The organism is Orbus hercynius, assembly GCF_003634275.1.
GTDB classification, from domain to species: domain Bacteria; phylum Pseudomonadota; class Gammaproteobacteria; order Enterobacterales; family Orbaceae; genus Orbus; species Orbus hercynius.
On record NZ_RBWY01000002.1, the window covers coordinates 59,788 to 83,620 of the forward strand.

Here is a 23,833-nt window from a genome sequence, read left to right on the forward strand (position 1 = left end):
ATTAACGAATAATACCACGAGTAGAACGTGATAGAAAATCAAGGAAAAGCTGAGCTTCAAGATGCTCTGCAGCAATGCTGCTAATTTGTTCTTTCGCTTCATCAAGGGATAAACCATTGCGGTATAACGCCTTATAACTATTACGAATCGCATGTAACGCCTCTTTACTAAATCCGCGACGCTTAAGTCCTTCAAGATTAACACCATGAGGAACCGCGTGATTACCTTGCGCAATTAAGTAAGGAGGGACATCTTGCGCAACGCCAGAGCAGCCACCCACCATGACGTGAGAACCAATAATACAAAACTGATGAATAGCGGTCATACCGCCAATGATAACAAAATCGTCTAACTCAACATGTCCGCCAAGCGTTGCATTATTCGCTAAAATACAACGATTACCGACTTGGCAATCATGGGCAATGTGCGCATTGATCATAAATAAATTATCACTACCCACTTTGGTCACATTTGTACCTTGTACTGTGCCGCGATGAATCGTGACACTTTCTCGAATACGGTTACGATCGCCGATTTCAGTTCTTGTCGGCTCACCTTGATATTTTAAATCCTGATTAACTTCACCAATCGACGCAAATTGATAAATTTGATTATCTCGGCCTATTGTTGTATGTCCATTTACCACGACATGGGATTTTAACTCAGTTCCCTCACCAATACTAACATGTTGGCCAACATAGCAAAACGGCCCTATTTTTACGTTAGCGCCAATGCTCGCTCCATCTTCAATGATAGAACTTGGGTGGATTACAGCGGATTTATCAATTGCCATAAACATTCCTTAATATCAAGATTTCATTTACAACCTATTTACGCGCACACATCATTTCAGCTTCGCACACCAGTTTACCGTCAACGGTTGCGATACCGTGGAATAATGCAATTCCTCTGCGCTCTTTAATATAGGTAACATCAAGAATCATCTGATCACCAGGCACGACAGGGCGTTTAAAACGCGCCTTATCAACAGAGGCAAAATAGTACAATTGACCCGGCGTTAACTCTTCAATACTTTTAAACGCTAAAATACCGGTTGCCTGTGCCATTGCTTCTAGAATTAACACTCCAGGGAAAACCGGTTTATTAGGGAAATGTCCTTGGAAGAAAGGTTCGTTCACTGAAACGTTTTTAATCGCTCTTAGTGTTTTACCTTTTTCGTAACTGACAACCCGATCAACCATTAAAAATGGGAAGCGATGTGGTAATAAACGAATTATCTCGTCAATATCAAGAGAATTTAATTCAGTGCTCAAAATATCATCCTTATCTACTAATAATTATGCTTGGGCGCCATTATAACTGATGTTATGACTTGGGGGAATCGTTTCCACTGATTATTTCGGTTATTCATGGAAATACCGTAATAAGGAATCTATCAGGTTTTTATAAATTACATGCTATTAAGATTATATTTGTATATAATGCAAAAACACTATTTTATACAATAGCTCGATTTACCCCTAAGTAACTATATATGGAGAATACGGAATGAAATCATTATTGAAAATGACGCTAATTGGTAGTGCAATTGTACTTGCCCTAGCGGGATGTGATGACAAAAAAGACAACACCACATCAACAACAGCACCAGCAGCGACACAAAATACGAACACAGATACAACTGTTGAAATCAATGCAGAAAATGAAGCTTATGCCGTTGGTGCATCTTTTGGTAACTATTTAAAAAACAATCTTGAAAAAGGTCATGTCACCCTTAACTCTGATGAAGTGATTAAAGGCTTTAGCGATGGTTTTTATGACAAAGCAAAATTTAATCAACAACAGATTCAATATGTTTTAACTGAACTTGATAAACGTCTACAAACTGAAGCTAAAGAACGTTTTGAAACTGAAAAATCAACAAGTGTTGCCGCTGGCGATAAATTCCGTGCTGACTTTGCACAACAACCAACAACCAAGCAAACTGAATCAGGTCTACTTTACGAAGTGATTGATGAAGGTACAGGCAAACATCCAACTGCTGATGACACGGTTATTGTTCACTATACAGGTACCTTGGTTGATGGTAAAAAATTCGATAGCTCTTACGATCGCGGTGAACCTACTAAATTCCCATTAAAAGGCGTTATTGCTGGTTGGACTGAAGGGATTCAATTAATTGGCGTTGGCGGTAAAATTAAGTTAGTTGTGCCACCAGAATTAGCTTATGGCGATCAAGAAAAACCAGCATTTGGTGATAATGCCGGTATTCCACCTGCATCAACGCTAGTATTCGAAGTTGAACTATTAGGTATCGAAGATAGTCAACCTCAACAATCAGCTGAATAATGTTTAGTGAAAACTAAATCATTCCGCTATTCAGTGATTATCACGGGTCCCGCTTATGGGACCCAGTCTTCATTTTGTGCTTACCAATTTTGCTTATCACTATTAAATAATTCCACACACACACTGCACTCTATTTTTTTCTACGCCGATGGCACTTATAATGCCAATCGCTTTACGAATCCAGCCAATGATGAATTTCATCTGGTCGAAGCGTGGCAAACCTTAGCCAAAACACATCATATTAAATTATCCGTTTGCATTGCAGCAGCGCAGCGGCGCGGTGTGACACAAGAAGAGTTCGCGAACAATATCGCCAATGAATTTGAATTAGTTGGACTTGGTGATCTCAGTGACTCCGTTGCACAGTGTGATAGAGTCATACAATTTTAAGCTATACAGAGGGACGCTTTGAAAAACATCGCCATTGTATTTAATCACCCCCCACACGGCACGTCACAAGGTCGGGAAGGATTAGATCTCTCGCTCTCGCTTTCAGATATTAATCAAGTCTCGGTATTTTTTATCAATGCTGGCGTGCTGCACCTATTAGCTAATCAGCAACCCGATAAGATTCTGATGAGGGATTATATCGCCACGTTTGGCATGTTAGAACTGTATGATATTAGTAATATCTATGTATGTGAGTCATCGCTAGCAAAATATCACTTATCGCCGCACCAACTGATTCTTGATGCAGAGATAATCAGTAAAACAGCACTCGCCCAGCAATTAGCAGCACAAAACACCATTTTACAATTTTAGCTTAGCCTTGCTGACTAAACCACTCATCGAGTTTCTGCTTGAGCTGTTCTAATCCCGTGCGTTTTAAAGAGGAAAAGGTTGCGACCGTAATATCGCCTTGAAATGGCAAAATCGCTTCTTTAACCATATTAAGCTGCTGTTTTTGTGCGCCTGATGCTAATTTATCCGACTTGGTTAACAATAGCATTACCGGTAAATTTGACTGCACAGCCCAATCAATCATTTGCTGATCAAGGTCTTTGAGCGGGTGACGAATATCCATTAACACGACCAACCCTTTTAAGCTTTCGCGTTTTTGTAAGTATTCACCCAGTGATTGTTGCCACTTACGCTTCACCTGTTCGGGTACTTGTGCATAACCATAACCGGGTAAATCAACCAAGCGGCAATTCGGCTCAACTTCAAATAAATTGATTAGTTGCGTTCGACCTGGGGTTTTACTGGTTCTGGCAAGACTTTTTTGATTAGTTAGCGTATTTAATGCACTGGACTTACCGGCATTTGAACGCCCGGCAAAAGCGATTTCAACGCCACCATCTACCGGTAAATGGTTAATATCAGGTGCACTAAGCACAAAGTGAGTTTTAGCATAATTTAATGACACAATCGACATCAAAGACCACCTTTCGTTGTATTAATGAGATGAGTTTCGAACTTTTAATGGTTCTTAATGACAGATAAAAGTATGTTTTGACTGAGATAGTGCAGGCAATATCACTAATTTTCCACTTTCTGATCTGACGCTTAGCTACAAATTTTATAGTTGAATTCTATCGCAATAAAGCTTGTAATTGCAACCATTAAAAGGGGGAATCTGATTTTAGTCACCGATAACAGAAAGATTGCCAGAGCAATCTTTCTGTTATCAGCGGGTAGGATTAACTCGCGCTAATTTGTGCCACCGCTTTTGCAAAGCGCTGCATGCCTTCTTTAATTTCCTCGTCAGTAATTACTAGTGATGGTGTAAATCTCAACACCGAAGCTCCGGCATTAAGAATCATGACTTTAAAGGAGGTTGCCACATTTAAAAAGTCACGTGCTTTACCATGGTATTGAGGGGCCAGCTCAGCGCCAAGTAATAAACCTTTACCTTTGTACTGCGTAAAGACATTAAACTGCTGGTTGATCTGCTCAAGCTCACGAATAAACAGCTCACGTTTTGCATTAATCGAAGCTAATACCTGCGGAGAGTTAATAGTATCAAATGCCGCGATGCCCACTGCGCAGGCAAGTGGGTTACCGCCATAAGTTGTGCCATGCACGCCAGGATGCATTACCGATGAAATAGCTTCTGTTGTTAACATCGCACTAATTGGGAACCCCCCACCCAACGCTTTCGCTGAAGTTAAAATATCAGGAGTAACGCCATATTGCTGATAGGTGAAAAGCGTTCCTGTTCGTCCCATTCCGGATTGCACTTCATCAAAAATAAGCAAAGCATGAAATTGATCACACAGTTCACGTACGCCGTTTAAAAATTCGGGGGTTGCGGATGTTAATCCGCCTTCGCCTTGCACCGGTTCAAGAATAACAGCGCATGTCTGATCATCAATCACCGCTTTGACCGCGTCTAAGTCATTGAAAGGAATATGAATAATATCCGCCGGTTTAGGCCCAAAACCATCCGAATATTTTGCCTGCCCACCGACCGAGACAGTGAAAAAGGTTCGTCCATGGAAAGAGTGATAAAAAGAGATAAGTTTAGTTTTATACGGACTAAATTTTTCAATCGCATAATGACGTGCTAATTTTAGCGCAGCTTCATTGGCTTCCGCTCCCGAGTTGGCGAAAAATACCCGGTCAGCAAACGTACTATCAATTAATCGTTGGGCTAATTGCAGTGCCGGCTCATTGGTGAAAACATTACTCACATGCCATAATTTTTCGCTTTGCTCATGTAACGCTTTGACTAAGTTAGGATGGCAATGACCTAATGCATTAACTGCAATACCGCCTGCGAAATCAATATATTCATCGCCATTTTGATCCCAAACGCGGCTACCTTGACCTTTAACTGGAATAAACTGCGCAGGGGCATAAACGGGCAGAATAAGCTGATCAAACATAGCTCGGGTAATAGGAGATTGTTCTTTCTGAGTCATAAAGTTATCCTGATAATACATTTTTATAATAATTTGTATTGTAATCCAAATTGTCTAGATGTAAATATTTATTCATTATTTATGAATATATATTCAATCATGGATTATTTGAGGCACTTTTATCTCTTGACCATAGATCCGTAATATATCTGGCTTACCTTCAACACCATAAAATTGCCATGATGATTTAATCGCAGCCTTTGCTGGAACAGTAATATCAAGATAGTTATTTGTTAAATGAGATGAAAATCCTTCATCATCGAGTAAGATAACATTGAGCGAATCAAATAGATTAATAAACCTAACAGGCTCTGCTTCATTATTTCGAATAACCATAATAACTTCATAATGCTCTGCAGAAATTTGATTTACTTTACTAATAGATAACACAATATTGTAATGTGCGAGCGTATTATGACTACTAATGATTCTTGCGCCATCAATGCTCTCGCCATCTTGTCGTCCTTCTTCAACACCTTGATTTACACCACTTAACGCATTCTTACTAAAAGATACAATACCGGATACCACATTCGATACAGCATCTTTTACCGCATTCGTTTTATCTTCCGCCATTACCAAAAATGAAAACCCTAACAGTGCTAAAATGGATAATAGTTTCATTAATCATTCCCTATATCGGTTATATTATATAATTGTACTTGTTGTGCCATGCATTATAATACTGTGATATTTCATCATTATAATGACTAAATGAATACATCACAATCGCCAATGTTATCTCCATGGTTGACGCTATTAATGGCTTTGGCAGTTGCCATTTCTGTTGCCAGTAACTATTATGCACCGCCCCTGCTTCACTCTATTGGTCAAGAACTCCATATTTCGATGGAACGTTCCGGCATCATCGTAACAACCGCACAACTTAGTTATGCACTAGGGCTGTTATTTATTGCGCCATTAGGGGATAAAATAGAGCGTAAAAAGTTAATTGTAATTTTAATGCTACTCACCACCTTTGGTCTTATTATCAGCGCACTGGCAACATCACCATTGATGCTAATTATCGGCACGGCAATTGCGGGGATGTGCTCATCGGTTGCCCAAGTCTTAATCCCCTTCTCGGCAACCTTAGCATTACCAGAACAGCGTGGCAAAATTGTCGGGATTTTAATGAGTGGTATGTTACTCGGTATTTTATTAGCACGGACTTTTGCCGGTAGCGTGTCAACGCTAGTCGATTGGCGGATGGTGTACTTTATTGCAGCAGGAATCATGTGTTTGACCACACTGCTATTGTATTGTGCACTACCACATTATCATAACCAAAGTACGATTAACTACTGGTCGCTCATCATCTCAATTTTCGCACTATATCGCCATGAGCGAGTACTGCAAGTTCGCTCACTTATTGGAGGCATTGCTTTTGCCTTATTTTCATTACTTTGGACACCACTCGCCTTTTTGCTTACCAATGATCCCTATCATTTCTCTGACTACTTAATTGGCTTATTTGGCCTAGCTGGAGCCGCTGGTGCGCTAGGGTCACCGATTGTCGGTAATCTTTCAGATAAAGGTAAAGGCAAATTAGTCACCTCAATTGGCTTGGTATTATTGTTACTTGCTTGGTTACCGTTATCACTTGCCCAGCTGTCGCTAATTGCGCTAATCGTTGGCGTCATCCTGATTGATTTTGCTGTCCAAGTCACCCATGTCTCTTGTATAAATGCCATTTATCAAGGCCGGCCTGAAGCCAGAACGCGGATGAATGCCGGTTATATGCTCAGCTACTTTACCGGCGGCATGCTCGGCTCGCTCGGCTCAACTTACCTATTTGCCCATTATGGCTGGATGGCGATCGCAATAACCAGCTGTGCGCTAGCTGTATTTGGTTTGTTGATATGGACGATTTATTTATTGACTAGCAAAGCACCAAATTGAGACAGAGCAAAACGAGTAAAACAAGGAAAGCATGATTATTTATTGCCAATCACAGAATAAATTAACCTAAGATCTAGACCGAACCAATTTATCCATTACAATATACGCATCTACTGTCATTTTAATTAATGGAAAACGCAATGGCACAATATGTTTTTACAATGAATAGAGTGGGCAAGATTGTTCCACCTAAACGCTATATCCTGAAAAATATCTCCTTAAGTTTTTTTCATGGTGCAAAAATTGGTGTACTTGGTTTAAACGGCTCAGGTAAATCAACGCTGTTAAAAATCATGGCAGGTCTTGATACCGAGATCGAGGGTGAAGCGCGCCCACAAGCGGGATTAAAAATTGGTTATTTACCACAAGAACCTAAACTCAATCCAGAACAGACCGTGCGCGAAGCCGTTGAAGAAGCCGTTGGCGACGCTAAAAATGCACTAGCACGCCTTGATGCAGTATACGCAGCTTATGCAGACCCTGATGCCGATTTTGATAAACTCGCCAAAGAGCAAGCGGAACTTGAAGCCATTATTCAAACCCATGATGCGCATAACCTTAACATACAATTAGAACGCGCCGCTGATGCACTACGTTTACCTGACTGGGATGCAAAAATCGCGCATTTATCAGGGGGTGAGCGTCGCCGTGTGGCACTTTGCCGTTTATTGCTTGAAAAACCAGACATGTTACTACTTGATGAACCAACCAACCACTTAGATGCCGAATCGGTTGCTTGGCTTGAGCGTTTCTTACATGATTACGAAGGTACTGTGGTTGCCGTTACCCATGACCGCTACTTCTTAGATAACGTTGCTGGCTGGATTTTAGAGCTTGACCGCGGTGAAGGGATTCCTTGGGAAGGCAACTACTCATCATGGCTTGAACAAAAAGATCAGCGTCTTGCGCAAGAAGCATCAACAGAATCAGCGCGTCGTAAATCAATCGAGAAAGAGCTTGAATGGGTACGTCAAAATCCAAAAGGTCGTCAGGCAAAGAGCAAAGCGCGTCTTGCTCGTTTTGATGAACTTAATAGTAGCGAGTACCAAAAACGTAACGAAACCAATGAACTGTTTATCCCAACCGGTCAAAGACTGGGCGATAAAGTCATTGAAGTTGAACACCTGACCAAATCGTATGGCGATCGTGTCTTAATTGATAATCTTTCGTTCCGCATTCCAAAAGGGGCTATCGTTGGTATCATTGGTCCAAACGGTGCGGGTAAATCAACGCTATTTAGAATGCTGTCAGGGCAAGAACAAGCCGATTCAGGTAATATTAATCTGGGTGAAACAGTGCAACTCGCCTCAGTCGATCAGTTCCGCGATAGTATGGATGACAAAAAGACGGTTTGGGACGAAATTTCACATGGCCAAGACATTATGCGTATTGGTAATTTTGAAATTCCAAGCCGGGCTTATGTCGGCCGTTTTAACTTCAAAGGTGTTGATCAGCAAAAACGTGTTGGCGAACTCTCTGGTGGTGAACGTGGTCGTGTGCACTTAGCGAAATTACTGCAAATTGGTGGTAATGTGCTGTTACTTGACGAACCAACCAATGATTTAGACGTAGAAACCCTGCGCGCCTTAGAAAATGCAATTTTAGAGTTTCCCGGCTCTGCGCTAGTGATTTCTCATGACCGTTGGTTCTTAGATCGCATCGCCACTCACATTCTTGATTATCAAGATGAGGGGCACGTTGAATTCTTTGAAGGTAACTTTACCGAATATGAAGACTGGAAAAAACGGACACTTGGCGCTGAAGCATTAGAACCAAAACGTGCGAAATATAAACGAATCATTAAGTAATAACGAGAAAAAAGGCCGAAAAATTCGGCCTTTTATTTATTAGTCACTTAATATTATCGTTCTTTATCTCGCTCTTTAATCAGTTTATCAATGATTTTTTGATGTATTCCACCAAAACCACCATTGCTCATCACTAAGATAACATCATTGGGTTTAACCGTTTTGGTGATCATTTCGACTAATAAATCCAAATCACTCGACCAGTAAGCAGGCTGAATACACTCATCAACCACATCAGACACTAACCAAGGCAACTGCTCGGGTTGATAAATAAACACTTCATCAGCGCGACCTAATGACGGTGCTATTTCGTCCTTACATACCCCAAGTTTCATGGTATTTGAACGCGGCTCTAGTACCGCTAAAATACGCTTATTAGCACCCACTTTGCTGCGTAATGCTTCTAATGTCGCCAAAATCGCCGTTGGGTGATGGGCAAAGTCATCATACAGTTGCACCGAATCAACTTGACCATAAAGCTCTAAACGCCTTTTGGCATTAGTAAAACTACCTAGTGCTTTACACGCATCGGCGATAGGAATACCGACATTTCGCGCTGCAGCGATGGCCATTAATGCATTGTGCATATTATGCTCACCAACCAGCGAATATTTTACCTCACCGACAATTTCGCCCTGCAAAAATACATTGAAATGGCTAGCATCATTACTAATTTTCTTAGCATCCCAGCCACTATTCGATTCCGTTTGAATTAGCTCGCTCCAACAGCCTTTCGCCAGCACTTGTTTTAAATTGATATCATCTTGCGGTGAAATAATTAGCCCTTTACTTGGTACCAATCTAACCAAATGATGGAACTGTTTTTGGATAGAGCTTAAATCATCAAAAATATCGGCATGATCATACTCTAAGTTATTTAAAATTAGTGTCTTAGGGGAATAATGCATAAATTTAGAACGTTTATCAAAGAAGGCACAATCATATTCATCAGCTTCAATAACAAAAAAGTCACCTTCACCTAACCGCGCTGAAACGTCAAAATTACCCGGCACGCCACCAATCATAAACCCTTGTTTATACTCTGCTTGCTCTAAAATCCAGTTCACCATGCCAGCTGTGGTTGTCTTGCCATGGGTGCCTGCAACCGCAATCACCCAGCGATCTTTGAGCACATTATCATGCAACCACTGTGGCGCGGAAATATAAGGAATATTGTGATCTAAGATATACTCAACACAAGGGTTACCCCGTGACATTGCATTGCCAATAATCACTAAATCAGGCGCCGGCGAAAGCTGACTTGGATCATAACCTTCGACAGTTTGAATATGCTCTTTTTCAAGCAAAGTGCTCATTGGCGGATACACATTTTTATCTGCCCCCGTCACGTTATGACCTAAAGAACGAGCAATAAGTGCAATCCCGGCCATAAACGTGCCACAAATACCAAGAATATGAATATTCATTTTTGATCCTTTCTGACTAACTTGTGTTAATTACGCTATTATACGCGCTGAAATTTATCTTGAGTACAGACGATTAATTTAAAGCTTGTAAATATCTTACTAGCAAATTGACGCCTTGATTACCACGAAACTCATCAACATCAAGATTATAAGCCATCTTGACAGTTTTGACTGATTGATCCGGCCATAATGCCAGATCAACATTAAACGCGATACAATTAATCAGTTGTTCACCATTGGCCGGTTGAACCACCAATTTTAAATGTTTATTGGCAATCAATTTTTGTTGATAAACCGAAAAAACACCATCAAACACCGGTTCAGGAAATTGCTCTCCCCATGGCCCCGTCTCTTTAAGTAGCCTTGCGGTTTCATAATTAAAATAGGCACTGTCAATCTCACCATCCGTTTCAATGATATTCTCAAGTGACATACCCTCGACTGCTTTAGCCACTTCCTGCGAAAAATACTGCGTAAACATGGCAAGATTTTCCGGTGCAATCGTTAATCCCGCTGCCATCGCATGCCCCCCAAAGCAGATAATCAAATTTGGGGCTCGCAGGTTAACTTTCTCTAAAATATCTCGCAAATGAACACCATGAATAGAACGACCCGATCCCTTTAAATCGCCATTTTCAGCGACGGCAAATGAAATTACCGGGCGATAAAACCGTTCTTTAACTCTCGATGACAATACACCAATCACCCCTTGATGAAAATCAGGATGATACAACACAAAACTGGTGGGGACGTCTTGGGTTGTTTGCTCAAGCTGTTCAATAAAGGCCCAAGCCTCTTGCTGCATATTTTGTTCAACAACCTTACGCGAACTATTGAGATCCTCTAACACTTCAGCCAGTTCATAAGCGCTTTGCTCATCATCAGCTAACAGTAACTCGACGCCCAATGACATATTTTCCATTCTACCCGCCGCATTAATCCTCGGCGCTAAATAAAACGATAAATCTTGTGACGTCAGCTGCGACATATTTTTTTTAGTGATGGTAATAAGAGCCTTGATACCCGCGCAGCAGTAACCCGCACGAATACGTCCAAGACCTTGCTGCACCAAAATTCGGTTATTTTGATCTAGCGCAACCATATCGGCAATAGTGCCAAGTGCGACAAGATCAAGTAAATTGGCTAAATTATACTCTTTGAGATTTTGCGTTTGAAACCAATTGTGCTCTCGTAGTAATGCTCGAAACGCCAGCATAAAATAAAATGCAACGCCAACCCCGGCTAAATTTTTAGAGGCAAATGAGCAGCCATGCAAATTGGGATTAATAATCGCATCAGCCTTTGGCAAAACATCAGGCGCCAAATGGTGATCGGTGATAATCACTTGAATATTGTGTTGCTGCGCAAATTCAACCGCTTCAAAAGCCGACACGCCATTATCGACAGTAATAATCAATTCAGCCTGTTTTTCCAGTGCTTTTTTCACCACCGAAACACTTAAGCCATAACCATCTTCAAAACGATCGGGAATCATATAATTGACATTTTTCACCCCAAAACGCTTTAACGCGGTCACAACCAGTGCAGTACTCGTTGCACCATCAGTATCAAAATCACCGACAATTAGGATATTTTTTTGCTGCAACACCGCTTGATACAATAACTCTGCCGCCTGATCAATACCCAATAGCTGCTGATAATTAAGTAGCGCTTGCGTTGAGTGATTTAATTGTTCGACCGATGTAATCCCTCGGGTGATATACAGCCTTTCTAATAGCGGGTGAGAGACAGTGGGTAATGTTATCTTTTGTGATGGCGTAACGCGTTGTTTTATTACAATATCGCTCATAATCTACTTAATGGTTAATCATAATGGAAATAGCGCAACATCGTCATGTCGCGCTATTTATAAACAGAACTTAACGCAATGATTATTTGGTTGTTTTTTCTAACAATGGCAGTAACTTATCAACAGGAACGTAACCCGCTAGTAGCTGACCATTAGGTAAAATAATCGCAGGCGTACCCGATAAACCTAATTTACGGCCAACGTTATATTGCATTTCAACATAAGGCACCATGCTTGAAGCAGGTGAAATTTTACCGCCTTTATACGCATTATCAAATGCGGCTTTACGATCTTTGGCGCTCCAAATCGATTGCATATTTTTTGCAACATCAGAATCAAGTCCTGCTCGAGGGAAGGCAAAATAGTGCACGGAGATACCAGCATCAAGATAGGTATTAATCTCTTCATGTAACTTCTTACAATATGCACACGTATAATCACTAAATACGTAGATCGCGTATTTTTCATCTTTAGCTTTATACACGATCGCATCTGATGCAATTGATTCAATCAGTTTCAAGTTATCTGCATTAGCGATGTTTTCAGGTGTCGCGCCACTCATATCATAGATCGGGCCCTGCGTTAAAAATTTACCATCGCTAGAAATATATAAAACACCATCTGGCGTTGTAACACTGCTCATATTCGCCATCGGCGTCTTTTGTATCTGCACATCCGCTTTGGTATAACCCAATTTTTGTAGCGAAGCCATAATATCCGCATCTGATGCGTACACCGTGCTCATCATTAAGCCAGAGAATAATCCAAGCGTAAGAGTTAATTTTTTCATTACATCGTCCTATTATGTATGTTTATTTACCGAAAATCACGCCCTTGGGTGATGTTTTCGATGCAGCTGTTTTAAACGCTCTGTTGCAACATGAGTGTATATTTGCGTTGTGGATAAGCTACTGTGTCCTAATAACATTTGTACAACACGTAGATCCGCACCATGATTAAGTAAATGTGTTGCAAAAGCATGCCGTAAAACGTGAGGTGATAATGCATCACCATCGATACCTGTTAGTATGGCATAATATTTAATCCGATACCAGAATGTCTGTCGAGTCATCTTTTTACCTAATCGGCTCGGGAATAAAACATCACTCGGCCCAGCTTTAAGTAGTCCCTCGCGACTGTACTTTAAATAATACTCAATCCAGTAAACCGCCTCTTCCCCCAGCGGCACTAACCGCTCTTTATCACCTTTACCAATAATTCGAATCACGCCTTGCACTAAGCTAATATCACTGAGCTCTAAGCCAACGAGCTCCGACACGCGCAGTCCCGTTGCATAGAGTACTTCTAGCATTGCCTTATCGCGAATTTCCAAACTATCTTCTGTATTAGGGGATGCGAGCAACGCGTCAACTTGGGACTCGGTTAAATCTTTAGGTAAATTTTTCGGTAATTTAGGTGAAGATAATGATGCCGACGGATCATCTTCACGATATTGCTCACGATAGAGGTATTGAAATAACCGCTTAATCGCGCTTAACAATCTGGCCGAACTGGTGGCTTTATACCCTTCTTCAACCCGTTGCAATAAAAAGTCTTGCAAATGGCGCGTTTGTGCCGTTAAAAATGTTACCTGCAACTCAGTCAATGCCTTGCTTAACGCTTGCAAATCTAGCCGATAGGATTGCACCGTATTATCAGCCAAATTGCGCTCAAGCCAAAGAGAATCCAAAAATTGTTCTAACAATGCCTTATCTTGTGACATAATTGACCTGATTGCCTAGCTACCTGTTCGGCTATTTCTAAATAGAAGCTTTTCAACGCCACTCACCACATTTTTAGCCAAGCGATCTGACAGTTTTTTACGTCGATGGAATTTTACTTCAATGATTTTATACTGCTCAATTTGCGATAAAATCACATCATCGCTAGTGCCAATTTCATCAACTAAGCCTTTCTCTTTAGCTTGAATGGCAAACCAATGCTCTCCGGTTGCAACCTCATCAATATTAAGGTTAGGTCGATTTTCAGCAACAAACTCTTTAAATAGCAAGTGAGTTTCTTCCAGTTCTTGCTGGAATTTTTGCCGGCCTTCGGCAGTATTCTCACCAAACATGGTTAAGGTTCGCTTATACTGACCTGCCGTTTGCAGCTCAACATCAATTTCATTCTTTTTGAGTAAACGATGGAAGTTAGGAATTTGCGCCACAACGCCGATAGAACCGACAATAGCAAATGGTGCAGCAATAATTTCATTTGCCGTACATGCCATCATATATCCGCCACTCGCGGCGACTTTATCAACAATTGCCGTTAAATGAATATCACGTTTTCTAAAACGCATCAACTGTGAAGCGGCTAAACCATAACCATGTACAACGCCGCCAGGGCTTTCTAATTTTAAAATCACCTTATCCAGGGGATTAATCACCGCCAACACCGCGCTCACTTCTTGACGTAAATCTTCCACTTCATGCGCATCAACACTGCCATTAAACGCCAAGACATAACAAGTCGGTTTGCTACCTGTTGCCGCCTGCCCATCACTATTAGCATCATGCTGCTTTTCAGCGGCTTTTTTCTGGTTTTGTTTGGCTAATTTCTTCTCATGTTTTTTGAGTTTTTTCTGCGTTTTATTAAATTGCTTTAATTCCGCTTCAGTCATTACGCCCATTTGCATGGTTTCTTTAATGTCTTGATATTCAAGCGTCAAATCTTTGATTTCAAGATTGCCTTGTGGGGCCGATTTTTTACGTTGTGCCATAATAAAAATGACGACAAACAAAATCGCTAATACTACAGTCACTGTTTCAGCTAAAAAAATAACGTATTGAAAAAACCATTCCATAATTCACTTACATCCTCATCATCAGATAATTGGCTATCATAGCAGATTTAGTGAAAACTTTGACCTATTTACGTCGTTTTTAATTTTGTTTTTATCACTCATCCATCATTACAATATTGATAACCAATTGGTTTTATTAATAAAATAATTCGCCTTTATAAGGTGACACAATTTCATTATACTACCGATATCCACGCATCTTATTTATTACCACTTATTTTATTACTAATATAAGAGAGTATTATTATGACAAATTCAGCCCAGCTGCATCCTATTGGTGAAATCGCTCGAAAATGTGGTATAGATGAAGAGTATCTCATCCCTCATGGTAAATATGTCGCCAAAATTGATTTATCTATTTTGCAGGCGAATAAACACAAACCAAACGGAAAATTAGTTCTGGTTACTGCAATTACACCAACGCCACTAGGTGAAGGTAAAACCGTCAATACGATCGGTTTGAGCGAAGGGCTCAATTATATTGGTAAAAAAGCGATTGCGTGTATTCGCCAACCGAGTTTAGGGCCCGTATTTGGTGTCAAAGGTGGCGCAGCTGGTGGTGGGCAAGCCGAAGTACTACCGATGGAAACGTTGAATTTACACCTCACTGGTGATATTCACGCTATCACTGCCGCACATGATTTAGCCTCAGCAGCGCTCGATGCACGTTTATATCATGAAGAACACTTGGGTGATGAATTTACCGCTCAAACTGGCCTGAAAAGATTAAATATTGATAAAAATCGCATCATTTGGAAACGCGTTATCGATCATAACGATCGTGCGCTGCGCGCCATCACCGTTGGCGTTGGCGGTGGATTAAATGGTGTCGAACGCAAAGAAGGTTTTGAGATTACCGCCGCATCTGAGCTAATGGCGATTCTCGCTTTAGCCAATGATCTGCACGATATGCGTAAACGTATTGGCCAAGTGATTCTTGCTTACAATCTTGATGGTGACGTCATTACCGCCGAAGATTTGGAAGTTGCCGGTGCGATGACGGTGCTGCTGAAAAATGCCATCAATCCCAATATCATGCAAACAGTCGAAAACACACCGGTACTGATTCATGCAGGGCCTTTTGCCAATATTGCACATGGTAACTCATCGGTGATTGCCGATCGCATCGCACTACCGCTTGCCGATTATGTGGTGACCGAAGCCGGGTTTGGTTCTGATATGGGCATGGAGAAATTTTTTAATATCAAATATCGCCAATCGGGAATCGCACCATCTTGCGTGGTACTCGTTGCAACTGTGCGCAGTTTAAAATCCAATAGCGGTGAGTACAATATCAAACCAGGCCAACCACTGCCGAAAGCGATCAGTGAATCGAATGTCGAATTACTCTCGATTGGCGCCGCTAACTTGGGCTGGCATATCAAAAACGCCAAAAGTTATGGCCTACCCGTGATTGTCGCAATTAATCGTTTCCCGCATGATAGCGCAGAAGAACTGACATTCTTGCAGCACTATGCCATTGAGCAAGGTGCCTTTGCGTGTGAAATTAGCGAAGTCTTCATGCAAGGCGGCAAAGGTGCCAAAGCGCTTTCACACCATATTGTTAACGCATGCGAACAAGCAAGCGACATTGCACTCCCTTACCAAAATAGTGATAAACTGAGCGATAAAATTCAAAAAATGGCGCACAAATATGGGGCCAATAAAGCTAATTTATCCGCGCAAGCATTAAATGATATTCAAGTAATTGAACAGCTTAAATTAGATCATCTGCCACTTTGCATTGCCAAAACGCCGATGTCAATTAGTGCCGATCCAAACTTAAAAAATGTCCCGACTGATTTCGATATTGATATTAGTCATTTAGCGGTCTCTGCAGGCGCTGGATTTATTCGGGTTTATGCAGGTAATATTATGACGATGCCAGGTCTTGGTACCAATCCAGCCTATCGCCATATTGATATTGATGATAAAGGTAACATTGTTGGTTTAAGTTAATGATAGAGATACTTACTGCATTTATAGACGAAGAAAACTGTATTGGTTGCGGCAAATGTATTCGCGTTTGTCCAACCGATGCCATTGTGGGTGCTAAACATTTTCTGCACACGATCGTACCCAAATTGTGCACCTCCTGCGAAGAGTGTATCAATGCCTGTCCGACAGATTGTATTAGTCTAAAAACGCCTTGCGCGCCAATGAGTGAGGAACGAGAATCCACGCTTAAAGCTCAAAAGCAGCAACGGATATTAGCGGCAAAAAATCAGCCAACAGTGATACAAGTGCCGCAGCAAGAAGCTCCCGATCAACGCAAACAGCAAATTGCTGATGCAATCGCCAGAGTAAAAGCGCGCAAAAGCGGAATGTTAAAGTAAAGTCATCGAGAGCAGATAGTCAGCACCTTATCCTAAGGCTTTCACGTTATGAAAAATAGTTGCTGACGATTTTGTCAACGTGCTGCGGAGGTTCTCGTCTTGATAAATTTTAGGCGTAAAAAAACCGACTTGCATCGGTTTTTTAAAATTGGTCGGCGAGAGAGGATTCGAACCTCCGACCCACTGGTCCCAAACCAGTTGCGCTACCAAGCTGCGCTACTCGCCGTTAAAGCTTAATGGGGTGGCTAATGGGATTCGAACCCACGACAACTGGAATCACAATCCAGGGCTCTACCAACTGAGCTATAGCCACCATATAAGCAGGACGCAATATTACGCATTTATGAATATTTTGTCTAGTGGATTTTTTAAAATTTTTGTTCACTTGATTATATAAACAACATTATCTGTATTTTATTAAGGCTTATGTACCATTATTTCAATAATTTGTTTATCGGTTTGCTGCATACTGTGGCTCGCTAATGCACATAAGTTATTAATTGATGCTTCAACGCTCTCACACACAATCCCCTCATTACCCGTTACCCTAACAGCACTTAATGCCATTAATACAGATTTAAACGCCGATGATGCAGAGGTTGATACTTTCATCGCACAGCTATTTGAAGCGCCGTCACAAATAATACCGGTTAAATCCCCCACCATATTACAAAGCGCCATACTGACCGCATCAAAATTATGATTATCAAGCAAATAAACCATACCAGCTGCCGCCCCCATCGATGCCGTTGAAGCCGCACACAGCGCTGATAATGGTGGGAACTTACTGTGAATATAAATGGCAATTGCATGCGATAACACTAATGCTCTCGCTAATGTTTCATCTGTTGCTTCAACATAATCAGCAATAACTACAACCGGCATGGTTGCGGCAATACCTTGATTGCCTGAACCCGAATTGCTCATGGCGGGCAACGTCGCACCGCCCATTCTGGCATCCGATGCGGCTGTAGTTCGGATCATGATTTTGGTTAATAAATCATCAGATAATAACCCTTTATCGATTTGTTGCTTTAGTATATTTGCAATACTCAAACCGTAAGCGCGACTTAGTCCTTCTCGCGATAAGGCATTATTGAGCTCCGCTGCACGTAAAATAAAACGAATTTTGTCAAATTCAATCTGACTGGCAAAATCATAAATCGCTTTGACAGAAAGGCACTGCATTACATTAACACCATGATGGCTATCTTGTTTAATAGCGCTATTTTGCAAAATAATCCGGCCATTTTGCTCAATTAAGGTAACATTAGTATGCGAATCTTCGATACAGACGTGGACATACTCCTCACCCGTATAAAGATACACTTCCACATACAATGCCTTATTAGTTGGCGCAATGCTCACCGTCACGCGTTTTTGCTGTAAGAATACTTTCGCACGCTCAACATCTTGCTCGCTGATATTGTTTAATACATCAAGTCCGGCTTTTGCATCACCACCAAATGCTCCAACAGCAGCAGCAATGGGTAAACCAACCATGCCAGTTCCTGGCACCGTCACGCCCATACCATTTTTCATTAAATTGGGTGAAACACGCGCGTCTATTCGATCAATATTTTTGGTGCCAAGTTGCGCTATCGCCGTCGCACTTGCCAGCGCTAACGAAATTGGCTCTGTGCAGCCAGTTGCAGGTAACACCTGACGTTTTAACACATCAATCAGTTCTTGCCACATTGCAGCACTCTTTCCCATGACGAATAACTCCTAATCCCAATCGATTTGTTACATTATCAACACGACATCATAATATACTCAACACAATAATAATGAAACCCGACATTATCTCTTGATAAAAAAGGAGAAAACTTACTATTTAGTGCATGAACGAGTATCCAATGCCCAGGTAAAATCGCTTAAATAGTTACAAAACTGCAATTCTAACGAGTAAAACAGCCTAAATATAGCAGTAAGCAACTTACTAAAAACTGCTAATAAGTGCGTAAAAAAATGAAATAGCTTTGCTAAATATAAAATTATCTCAATATTAAACAGAGCCTTAATAAATGTGCTTGTTTCAATTTCATTTCCTCGCCATAATATCGACCTAATTAAAAACAAGTGATACTCAGGTTCAGGGTAAAAACTCACTGGTTTTTTTGTTCAATTTTATTTATATTGAGCATCATAACTATTATTTTTAGGGGTAAATATTAATATGTATCAGCAAGACATTACAATCACAGCGCAAAATGGTCTTCATACTCGCCCAGCAGCTCAATTTGTAAAGGAAGCTAAAGCATTTAATTCAGAGGTCACCATCACATCCAATGGTAAAAGTGCAAGTGCAAAAAGTCTATTTAAATTGCAAACGCTTGGATTAACCCAAGGCACTGTAATTACTATCGCAGCAGAGGGTGAAGATGAGCAACAAGCCGTCGAGCATTTAATTAAGCTTATTCCTGAATTAGAATAACCCCATCGAATCAAAAATGTTTAATTTTAGTAATACTATCTGAAAAGGATGAATATTATGGTTTCCGGTATACTCGTTTCGCCAGGTATTGCATTTGCAAAAGCCTTACTACTAAAAGAAGATGAAATTGTTCTAAATACTAGACCAATTGCAGATAATAAAATTGATGCAGAAATTGCACGCTTTAAAGATGCCCGTGAAAAATCAAGCCAGCAGCTCAACGCGATTATGGAACGTGCTAAAACCACGTTAGGTGAAGACAAAGCAGCGATTTTTGAAGGTCACATCATGTTATTAGAAGATGAAGATCTTGAAAGTGAAGTCATTAGCCGTATTAAAACAAAACATGCCTCTGCTGATTCAGCGGTCCACTCTGTGTTTGAAGCACAAGCCAAAGAGTTAGAAGGCCTTGATGACGAATACCTCAAAGAGCGTGCGGCAGATATTCGCGATATAGGTAAACGTTTACTTAAAAATGTATTAGGTATGGAAATCGTTGACTTAAGTGCCATCAATGAACCTTGTGTCCTTGTTGCAACTGATTTAACCCCTTCAGAAACAGCGCAGCTAAACCTTGATATGGTCTTAGGCTTTATTACCGATATTGGTGGTAGAACGTCACATACATCAATTATGGCGCGTTCACTAGAAGTCCCTGCGATTGTCGGCACCTCAAATGCAACTAAAAAGATAAAACAAGGTGATTACATCATTCTTGATGCAATTCATAACAACATCTATATTAATCCAAACGACAAAACAATTGAGCAACTAAAACAAGTTCAAAAACAGTATATTGAAGATAAAGAAGAGTTAGCAAAATTGAAAGATTTACCGGCTATTACCTTAGACGGTCATCAAGTGGAAGTATGTGCTAACATTGGTACTGTGCGTGATATCACCGGTGCGGATCGTAATGGTTATGAAGGTGTTGGACTTTATCGCACTGAGTTTTTATTTATGGATCGCGATGCTTATCCAAATGAAGACGAACAATTTAAAGCTTATAAAGAAGTCGCTGAATCAACTAATGGTTTACCCGTTATTGTACGTACCATGGATATTGGTGGCGATAAAGACGTGCCTTATATGCACTTACCAAAAGAGGAAAATCCATTCTTAGGCTGGCGTGCAATCCGTATTTGTATGGATAAAAAAGATATTTTACATGCTCAGCTACGCGCTATTTTACGCGCTTCTGCGTTTGGTAAATTACGCATCATGTTCCCAATGATTATTTCAGTTGAAGAAGTTCGGCTATTAAAATCAGAACTTAATATTTTAAAAGAGCAACTCCGTGCTGAGCACAAAAAATTCGATGAACAAATTGAAGTCGGCGTCATGGTCGAAACGCCAGCTGCGGCAGTCATTGCTCGTCATTTAGCGAAAGAGGTTGATTTCTTAAGTATTGGTACGAACGATTTAACCCAATATACGTTAGCAGTTGACCGTGGTAATGAGCTTATTTCTCATCTTTATAATCCAATGTCACCTTCTGTTTTAACACTGATCAAAAATGTGATCGATGCATCGCATCAAGAAGGGAAATGGACCGGTATGTGTGGTGAGTTAGGCGGAGATGAACGTGCAACTGTTCTATTACTCGGTATGGGATTAGATGAGTTTAGTATGAGCTCTATTTCAATTCCTAAAATTAAGAAAATTATCCGTAACACTAATTTTAGCGAAGCGCAAAAACTCGCTGAAGAGGCATTGCAAAAAGCAACAGCAAAAGAAATTAGTGAATTACTGGAAAAATTTACCGCTGAAAAGCAAGTTTGCTAGTAGGAGAGCGTCATGGGCTTATTCGATAAATTAAAGCAGTTTGTGTCTGATGATGATCAGAACTATATTGAAGTTTTGGCACCGCTATCTGGTGAGATAGTCAAAATTGAAGATGTACCAGATGTTGTTTTTGCAGAAAAAATCGTCGGTGACGGCGTGGCAATTAAACCAACTGGTAACAAAATAGTCGCCCCCTTATCAGGAAGAATAGGAAAAATTTTTGAGACCAATCATGCTTTTGCAATAGAGTCTGATGATGGAATCGAGCTGTTTGTCCACTTTGGTATTGATACTGTTGAATTAAAAGGTGAAGGCTTCACTCGCATTGCAGAAGAAGGTCAACAAGTAAAAGCGGGCGATCCAATTATTGAATTTGATTTAGCCTTTTTGGAGGGTAAAGCAAAATCTATTCTAACACCGGTGGTGATTTCCAATATGGATAGCATTCATGAACTAATTAAACTTACCGGCACGGTTGAAGCGGGTAAAACTGCTATCATGAAAGTGAAAAAATAAGTGGTGATTACGTTAATAAAAAAACCGCCATTTGGCGGTTTTTTTATTCCCATAACCCGCGTTATCGCCAAGACTTATAACGATTAATTAAACCATTGGTTGAGCTATCATGGCTGGCAATTGCCAGTTCAGTTTGTAATTCAGGTAAAATGTTACCTGCTAACTGCTTACCAAGTTCCACCCCCCACTGATCAAAGCTGAAAATATTCCAAATTACACCTTGAGTGAAAATTTTGTGCTCATAAATCGCAATCAATGCGCCGAGTGTATAAGGCGTGATCGCTTTGAGTAACAATGAATTGGTCGGTTTATTACCTTCAAACACTTTGAATGGAACAATCTCTTGCACTTCATCAAGGCTTTTACCTGCCGCTAAAAACTCTTTTTCCACGTCTGCTCGCGTCTTCCCAAATGCTAATGCTTCCGTTTGCGCAAAAAAGTTAGATAACAGTTTCTCATGGTGATCACCTAACGGATTATGGCTAATCGCTGGCGCAATAAAATCACAAGGAATTAACTTGGTTCCCTGATGAATTAATTGATAGAAAGCATGTTGCCCATTGGTGCCAGGTTCACCCCAAATAATTGGTCCCGTTGAGTAATCCACTTTATTGCCATCACGATCAACATATTTACCATTTGACTCCATATTACCTTGTTGGAAATAAGCCGGGAATCGATGCATATACTGATCATAAGGTAGAATCGCTTCCGTTTGTGCATCAAAAAAGTTGTTATACCAAAGGTTAATCAGCGCTAAAATGACTGGAATATTTTGCTCAAGCGGTGTTTGACTAAAGTGATTATCGATATCGTGAGCACCTGCTAACAATTGTTTAAAGTTATCAAAACCGATCGATAAAACAATCGATAAGCCAATTGCTGACCACAGGGAATAACGTCCGCCAACCCAATCCCAAAACTCAAACATATTGGCAGTATCAATGCCAAATTTCGCTACTTCTTTAGTGTTGGTTGATAACGCCACAAAGTGTTTAGCGACCGCTGACTTATCTTGCGCAGCTTTGAGTAACCAGTCCCGTGCGCTTTGCGCATTGGTCATGGTTTCTTGCGTCGTAAAGGTTTTTGATGCGACTAAAAAGAGCGTCGTTGCTGGATTGACTTTTTTTAGTGTTTCCGCCATCTGTGTACCATCAATATTGGAAACAAAGTGCATCGTTAAATGATTTTTATAAGGACGAAGCGCTTCGGTCACCATAAACGGCCCTAAGTCCGATCCGCCAATGCCAATATTAACTACGTCAGTGATTGCTTTACCAGTGTAACCTTTCCACTCACCGTTAATCACGCGCTTACTAAACGATTCCATCTTGTCTAGCACCGCATTAACATCATCCATAACATTTTGTCCATCGACATAAATTGGTGAGTTTGACAAGTTACGCAGTGCAACGTGTAATACCGCTCGATCTTCAGTGCGATTGATCTTCTCACCACTAAACATCGATTTAATCGCGGCAGATAAGCCGCACTCTTTGGCTAATGTTTGTAGCTTATCTAATGTGTCTTGAGTGATGCGGTTCTTTGAAAAATCCACCAAAATCTGATCGTTAAACGTCAACGAGAATTTTTCATTACGCTGCTTATCGGCATCAAATAACGACTTAATCGTGACATCTTTCATTTGCTCAAAATGCGATTGTAGGGATTTCCATGCTGCTGTTCCGGTAGGATTAACGGTTTTTAACATAATATAAAACTCCTTTATTTATCTTCCATCATGATATCGCGACTCGTTAAAGAATCAACTAAAGCAATAAAAATTTATAACTCTTTATGATGTCAGATCATATTTTATACGTGGTATTGAC

Annotated in this window: 22 protein-coding genes and 2 tRNA genes; 10 read left to right on the forward strand and 14 right to left on the reverse strand. The window is 40.6% G+C overall.

The features are described 5' to 3' along the window. Position 1 precedes the first annotated feature (1 nt). Positions 2-793, reverse strand: coding sequence for an acyl-ACP--UDP-N-acetylglucosamine O-acyltransferase (gene lpxA / locus DES39_RS05810; protein WP_121144852.1), 792 nt, complete (start codon positions 791-793; stop codon positions 2-4). 34 nt (positions 794-827) lie between these two features. Then, on the reverse strand, positions 828-1,274 hold the full coding sequence (fabZ, locus tag DES39_RS05815; protein ID WP_121144853.1) for a 3-hydroxyacyl-ACP dehydratase FabZ: 447 nt from the start codon (positions 1,272-1,274) through the stop codon (positions 828-830). A gap of 235 nt (positions 1,275-1,509) precedes the next feature. On the opposite strand from fabZ, the gene fkpA reads away from it, so the two are divergent. Genes fkpA through tusC form a run of 3 tightly spaced genes read left to right on the forward strand, consistent with a single transcriptional unit; the run spans position 1,510 to position 3,072 of the window. Continuing rightward, positions 1,510-2,310: an FKBP-type peptidyl-prolyl cis-trans isomerase gene (gene fkpA, locus DES39_RS05820; protein ID WP_121144854.1), complete on the forward strand. Its 801-nt coding sequence runs from the start codon at positions 1,510-1,512 to the stop codon at positions 2,308-2,310. Between the two features lie 6 nt (positions 2,311-2,316). Next, complete coding sequence (gene tusD, locus DES39_RS05825) at positions 2,317-2,700, forward strand: sulfurtransferase complex subunit TusD (protein WP_121144855.1); 384 nt, start codon at positions 2,317-2,319, stop codon at positions 2,698-2,700. Positions 2,701-2,718: 18 nt separating this feature from the next. Then, positions 2,719-3,072, forward strand: a complete 354-nt coding sequence (tusC, locus tag DES39_RS05830; protein ID WP_121144856.1) for a sulfurtransferase complex subunit TusC — start codon at positions 2,719-2,721, stop codon at positions 3,070-3,072. 1 nt (position 3,073) lies between these two features. Here the strand turns inward: tusC and yihA are convergent, their stop codons facing one another. The 3 genes from yihA to DES39_RS05845 form a co-directional block, all read right to left on the reverse strand. Beyond that, positions 3,074-3,679, reverse strand: coding sequence for a ribosome biogenesis GTP-binding protein YihA/YsxC (gene yihA, locus DES39_RS05835; protein WP_121145181.1), 606 nt, complete (start codon positions 3,677-3,679; stop codon positions 3,074-3,076). A gap of 271 nt (positions 3,680-3,950) precedes the next feature. Beyond that, positions 3,951-5,174 (reverse strand): bifunctional acetylornithine/succinyldiaminopimelate transaminase, encoded by a 1,224-nt coding sequence (argD, locus tag DES39_RS05840; protein WP_121144857.1) that lies wholly within the window; start codon positions 5,172-5,174, stop codon positions 3,951-3,953. 93 nt (positions 5,175-5,267) lie between these two features. Further along, entirely contained in the window at positions 5,268-5,798 is a 531-nt protein-coding gene (locus DES39_RS05845; RefSeq protein ID WP_121144858.1) for a hypothetical protein, read from the reverse strand. Positions 5,799-5,888: 90 nt separating this feature from the next. Here DES39_RS05845 and DES39_RS05850 point away from each other — a divergent pair, with 90 nt between their 5' ends. Together DES39_RS05850 and ettA are read left to right on the forward strand one after the other, a co-directional pair. Next, the gene (locus tag DES39_RS05850) at positions 5,889-7,076 is read left to right on the forward strand and encodes an MFS transporter (RefSeq protein ID WP_121144859.1); all 1,188 of its coding nucleotides are present in this window, start codon (positions 5,889-5,891) and stop codon (positions 7,074-7,076) included. Between the two features lie 140 nt (positions 7,077-7,216). Further along, complete coding sequence (gene ettA / locus DES39_RS05855; RefSeq protein ID WP_121144860.1) at positions 7,217-8,884, forward strand: energy-dependent translational throttle protein EttA; 1,668 nt, start codon at positions 7,217-7,219, stop codon at positions 8,882-8,884. Positions 8,885-8,937: 53 nt separating this feature from the next. Here the strand turns inward: ettA and mpl are convergent, their stop codons facing one another. From mpl to sohB, 5 genes are all read right to left on the reverse strand, one after another. Continuing rightward, the gene (gene mpl, locus DES39_RS05860; RefSeq protein ID WP_121144861.1) at positions 8,938-10,311 is read right to left on the reverse strand and encodes a UDP-N-acetylmuramate:L-alanyl-gamma-D-glutamyl-meso-diaminopimelate ligase; all 1,374 of its coding nucleotides are present in this window, start codon (positions 10,309-10,311) and stop codon (positions 8,938-8,940) included. Between the two features lie 73 nt (positions 10,312-10,384). Next, a complete protein-coding gene (recJ, locus tag DES39_RS05865) occupies positions 10,385-12,121 on the reverse strand; it encodes a single-stranded-DNA-specific exonuclease RecJ (protein ID WP_121144862.1) in 1,737 nt (578 codons plus the stop codon). 82 nt (positions 12,122-12,203) lie between these two features. Then, the gene (gene dsbC, locus DES39_RS05870) at positions 12,204-12,911 is read right to left on the reverse strand and encodes a bifunctional protein-disulfide isomerase/oxidoreductase DsbC (protein ID WP_121144863.1); all 708 of its coding nucleotides are present in this window, start codon (positions 12,909-12,911) and stop codon (positions 12,204-12,206) included. A gap of 36 nt (positions 12,912-12,947) precedes the next feature. Continuing rightward, positions 12,948-13,844 carry a site-specific tyrosine recombinase XerD gene (gene xerD / locus DES39_RS05875; RefSeq protein ID WP_121144864.1) on the reverse strand — a complete coding sequence of 299 codons (897 nt, stop codon included), beginning with the start codon at positions 13,842-13,844 and terminating at the stop codon, positions 12,948-12,950. Between the two features lie 15 nt (positions 13,845-13,859). Continuing rightward, positions 13,860-14,927 (reverse strand): protease SohB, encoded by a 1,068-nt coding sequence (sohB, locus tag DES39_RS05880; RefSeq protein WP_121144865.1) that lies wholly within the window; start codon positions 14,925-14,927, stop codon positions 13,860-13,862. Positions 14,928-15,173: 246 nt separating this feature from the next. Between sohB and DES39_RS05885 the strand changes: the two genes are divergently transcribed. Together DES39_RS05885 and DES39_RS05890 are read left to right on the forward strand one after the other, a co-directional pair. After that, complete coding sequence (locus DES39_RS05885; protein ID WP_121144866.1) at positions 15,174-16,886, forward strand: formate--tetrahydrofolate ligase; 1,713 nt, start codon at positions 15,174-15,176, stop codon at positions 16,884-16,886. Further along, positions 16,886-17,263 carry an RnfABCDGE type electron transport complex subunit B gene (locus DES39_RS05890; protein WP_121144867.1) on the forward strand — a complete coding sequence of 126 codons (378 nt, stop codon included), beginning with the start codon at positions 16,886-16,888 and terminating at the stop codon, positions 17,261-17,263. Before DES39_RS05885 ends, DES39_RS05890 begins: the two co-directional genes overlap by 1 nt. Before the next feature lie 149 nt (positions 17,264-17,412). Here the strand turns inward: DES39_RS05890 and DES39_RS05895 are convergent. The 3 genes from DES39_RS05895 to DES39_RS05905 form a co-directional block, all read right to left on the reverse strand. Continuing rightward, positions 17,413-17,489 (reverse strand) — tRNA-Pro (locus DES39_RS05895). Between the two features lie 11 nt (positions 17,490-17,500). Continuing rightward, a tRNA-His gene (locus DES39_RS05900) sits at positions 17,501-17,576 on the reverse strand. Between the two features lie 104 nt (positions 17,577-17,680). Continuing rightward, the gene (locus DES39_RS05905) at positions 17,681-18,979 is read right to left on the reverse strand and encodes an L-cysteine desulfidase family protein (RefSeq protein WP_121144868.1); all 1,299 of its coding nucleotides are present in this window, start codon (positions 18,977-18,979) and stop codon (positions 17,681-17,683) included. A 463-nt stretch (positions 18,980-19,442) separates the two neighbouring features. Here DES39_RS05905 and ptsH point away from each other — a divergent pair, with 463 nt between their 5' ends. From ptsH to crr, 3 genes are read left to right on the forward strand one after another with little or no spacing between them, the layout of a single operon-like run. Next, the gene (gene ptsH, locus DES39_RS05910) at positions 19,443-19,700 is read left to right on the forward strand and encodes a phosphocarrier protein Hpr (RefSeq protein ID WP_121144869.1); all 258 of its coding nucleotides are present in this window, start codon (positions 19,443-19,445) and stop codon (positions 19,698-19,700) included. A 57-nt stretch (positions 19,701-19,757) separates the two neighbouring features. Next, on the forward strand, positions 19,758-21,485 hold the full coding sequence (ptsI, locus tag DES39_RS05915) for a phosphoenolpyruvate-protein phosphotransferase PtsI (RefSeq protein WP_121144870.1): 1,728 nt from the start codon (positions 19,758-19,760) through the stop codon (positions 21,483-21,485). A 12-nt stretch (positions 21,486-21,497) separates the two neighbouring features. Then, on the forward strand, positions 21,498-22,001 hold the full coding sequence (gene crr / locus DES39_RS05920; protein ID WP_121144871.1) for a PTS glucose transporter subunit IIA: 504 nt from the start codon (positions 21,498-21,500) through the stop codon (positions 21,999-22,001). A gap of 61 nt (positions 22,002-22,062) precedes the next feature. Here crr and pgi read toward each other — a convergent pair whose 3' ends face one another. Beyond that, positions 22,063-23,712 (reverse strand): glucose-6-phosphate isomerase, encoded by a 1,650-nt coding sequence (gene pgi / locus DES39_RS05925; RefSeq protein ID WP_121144872.1) that lies wholly within the window; start codon positions 23,710-23,712, stop codon positions 22,063-22,065. Between the last annotated feature and the right edge of the window lie 121 nt (positions 23,713-23,833).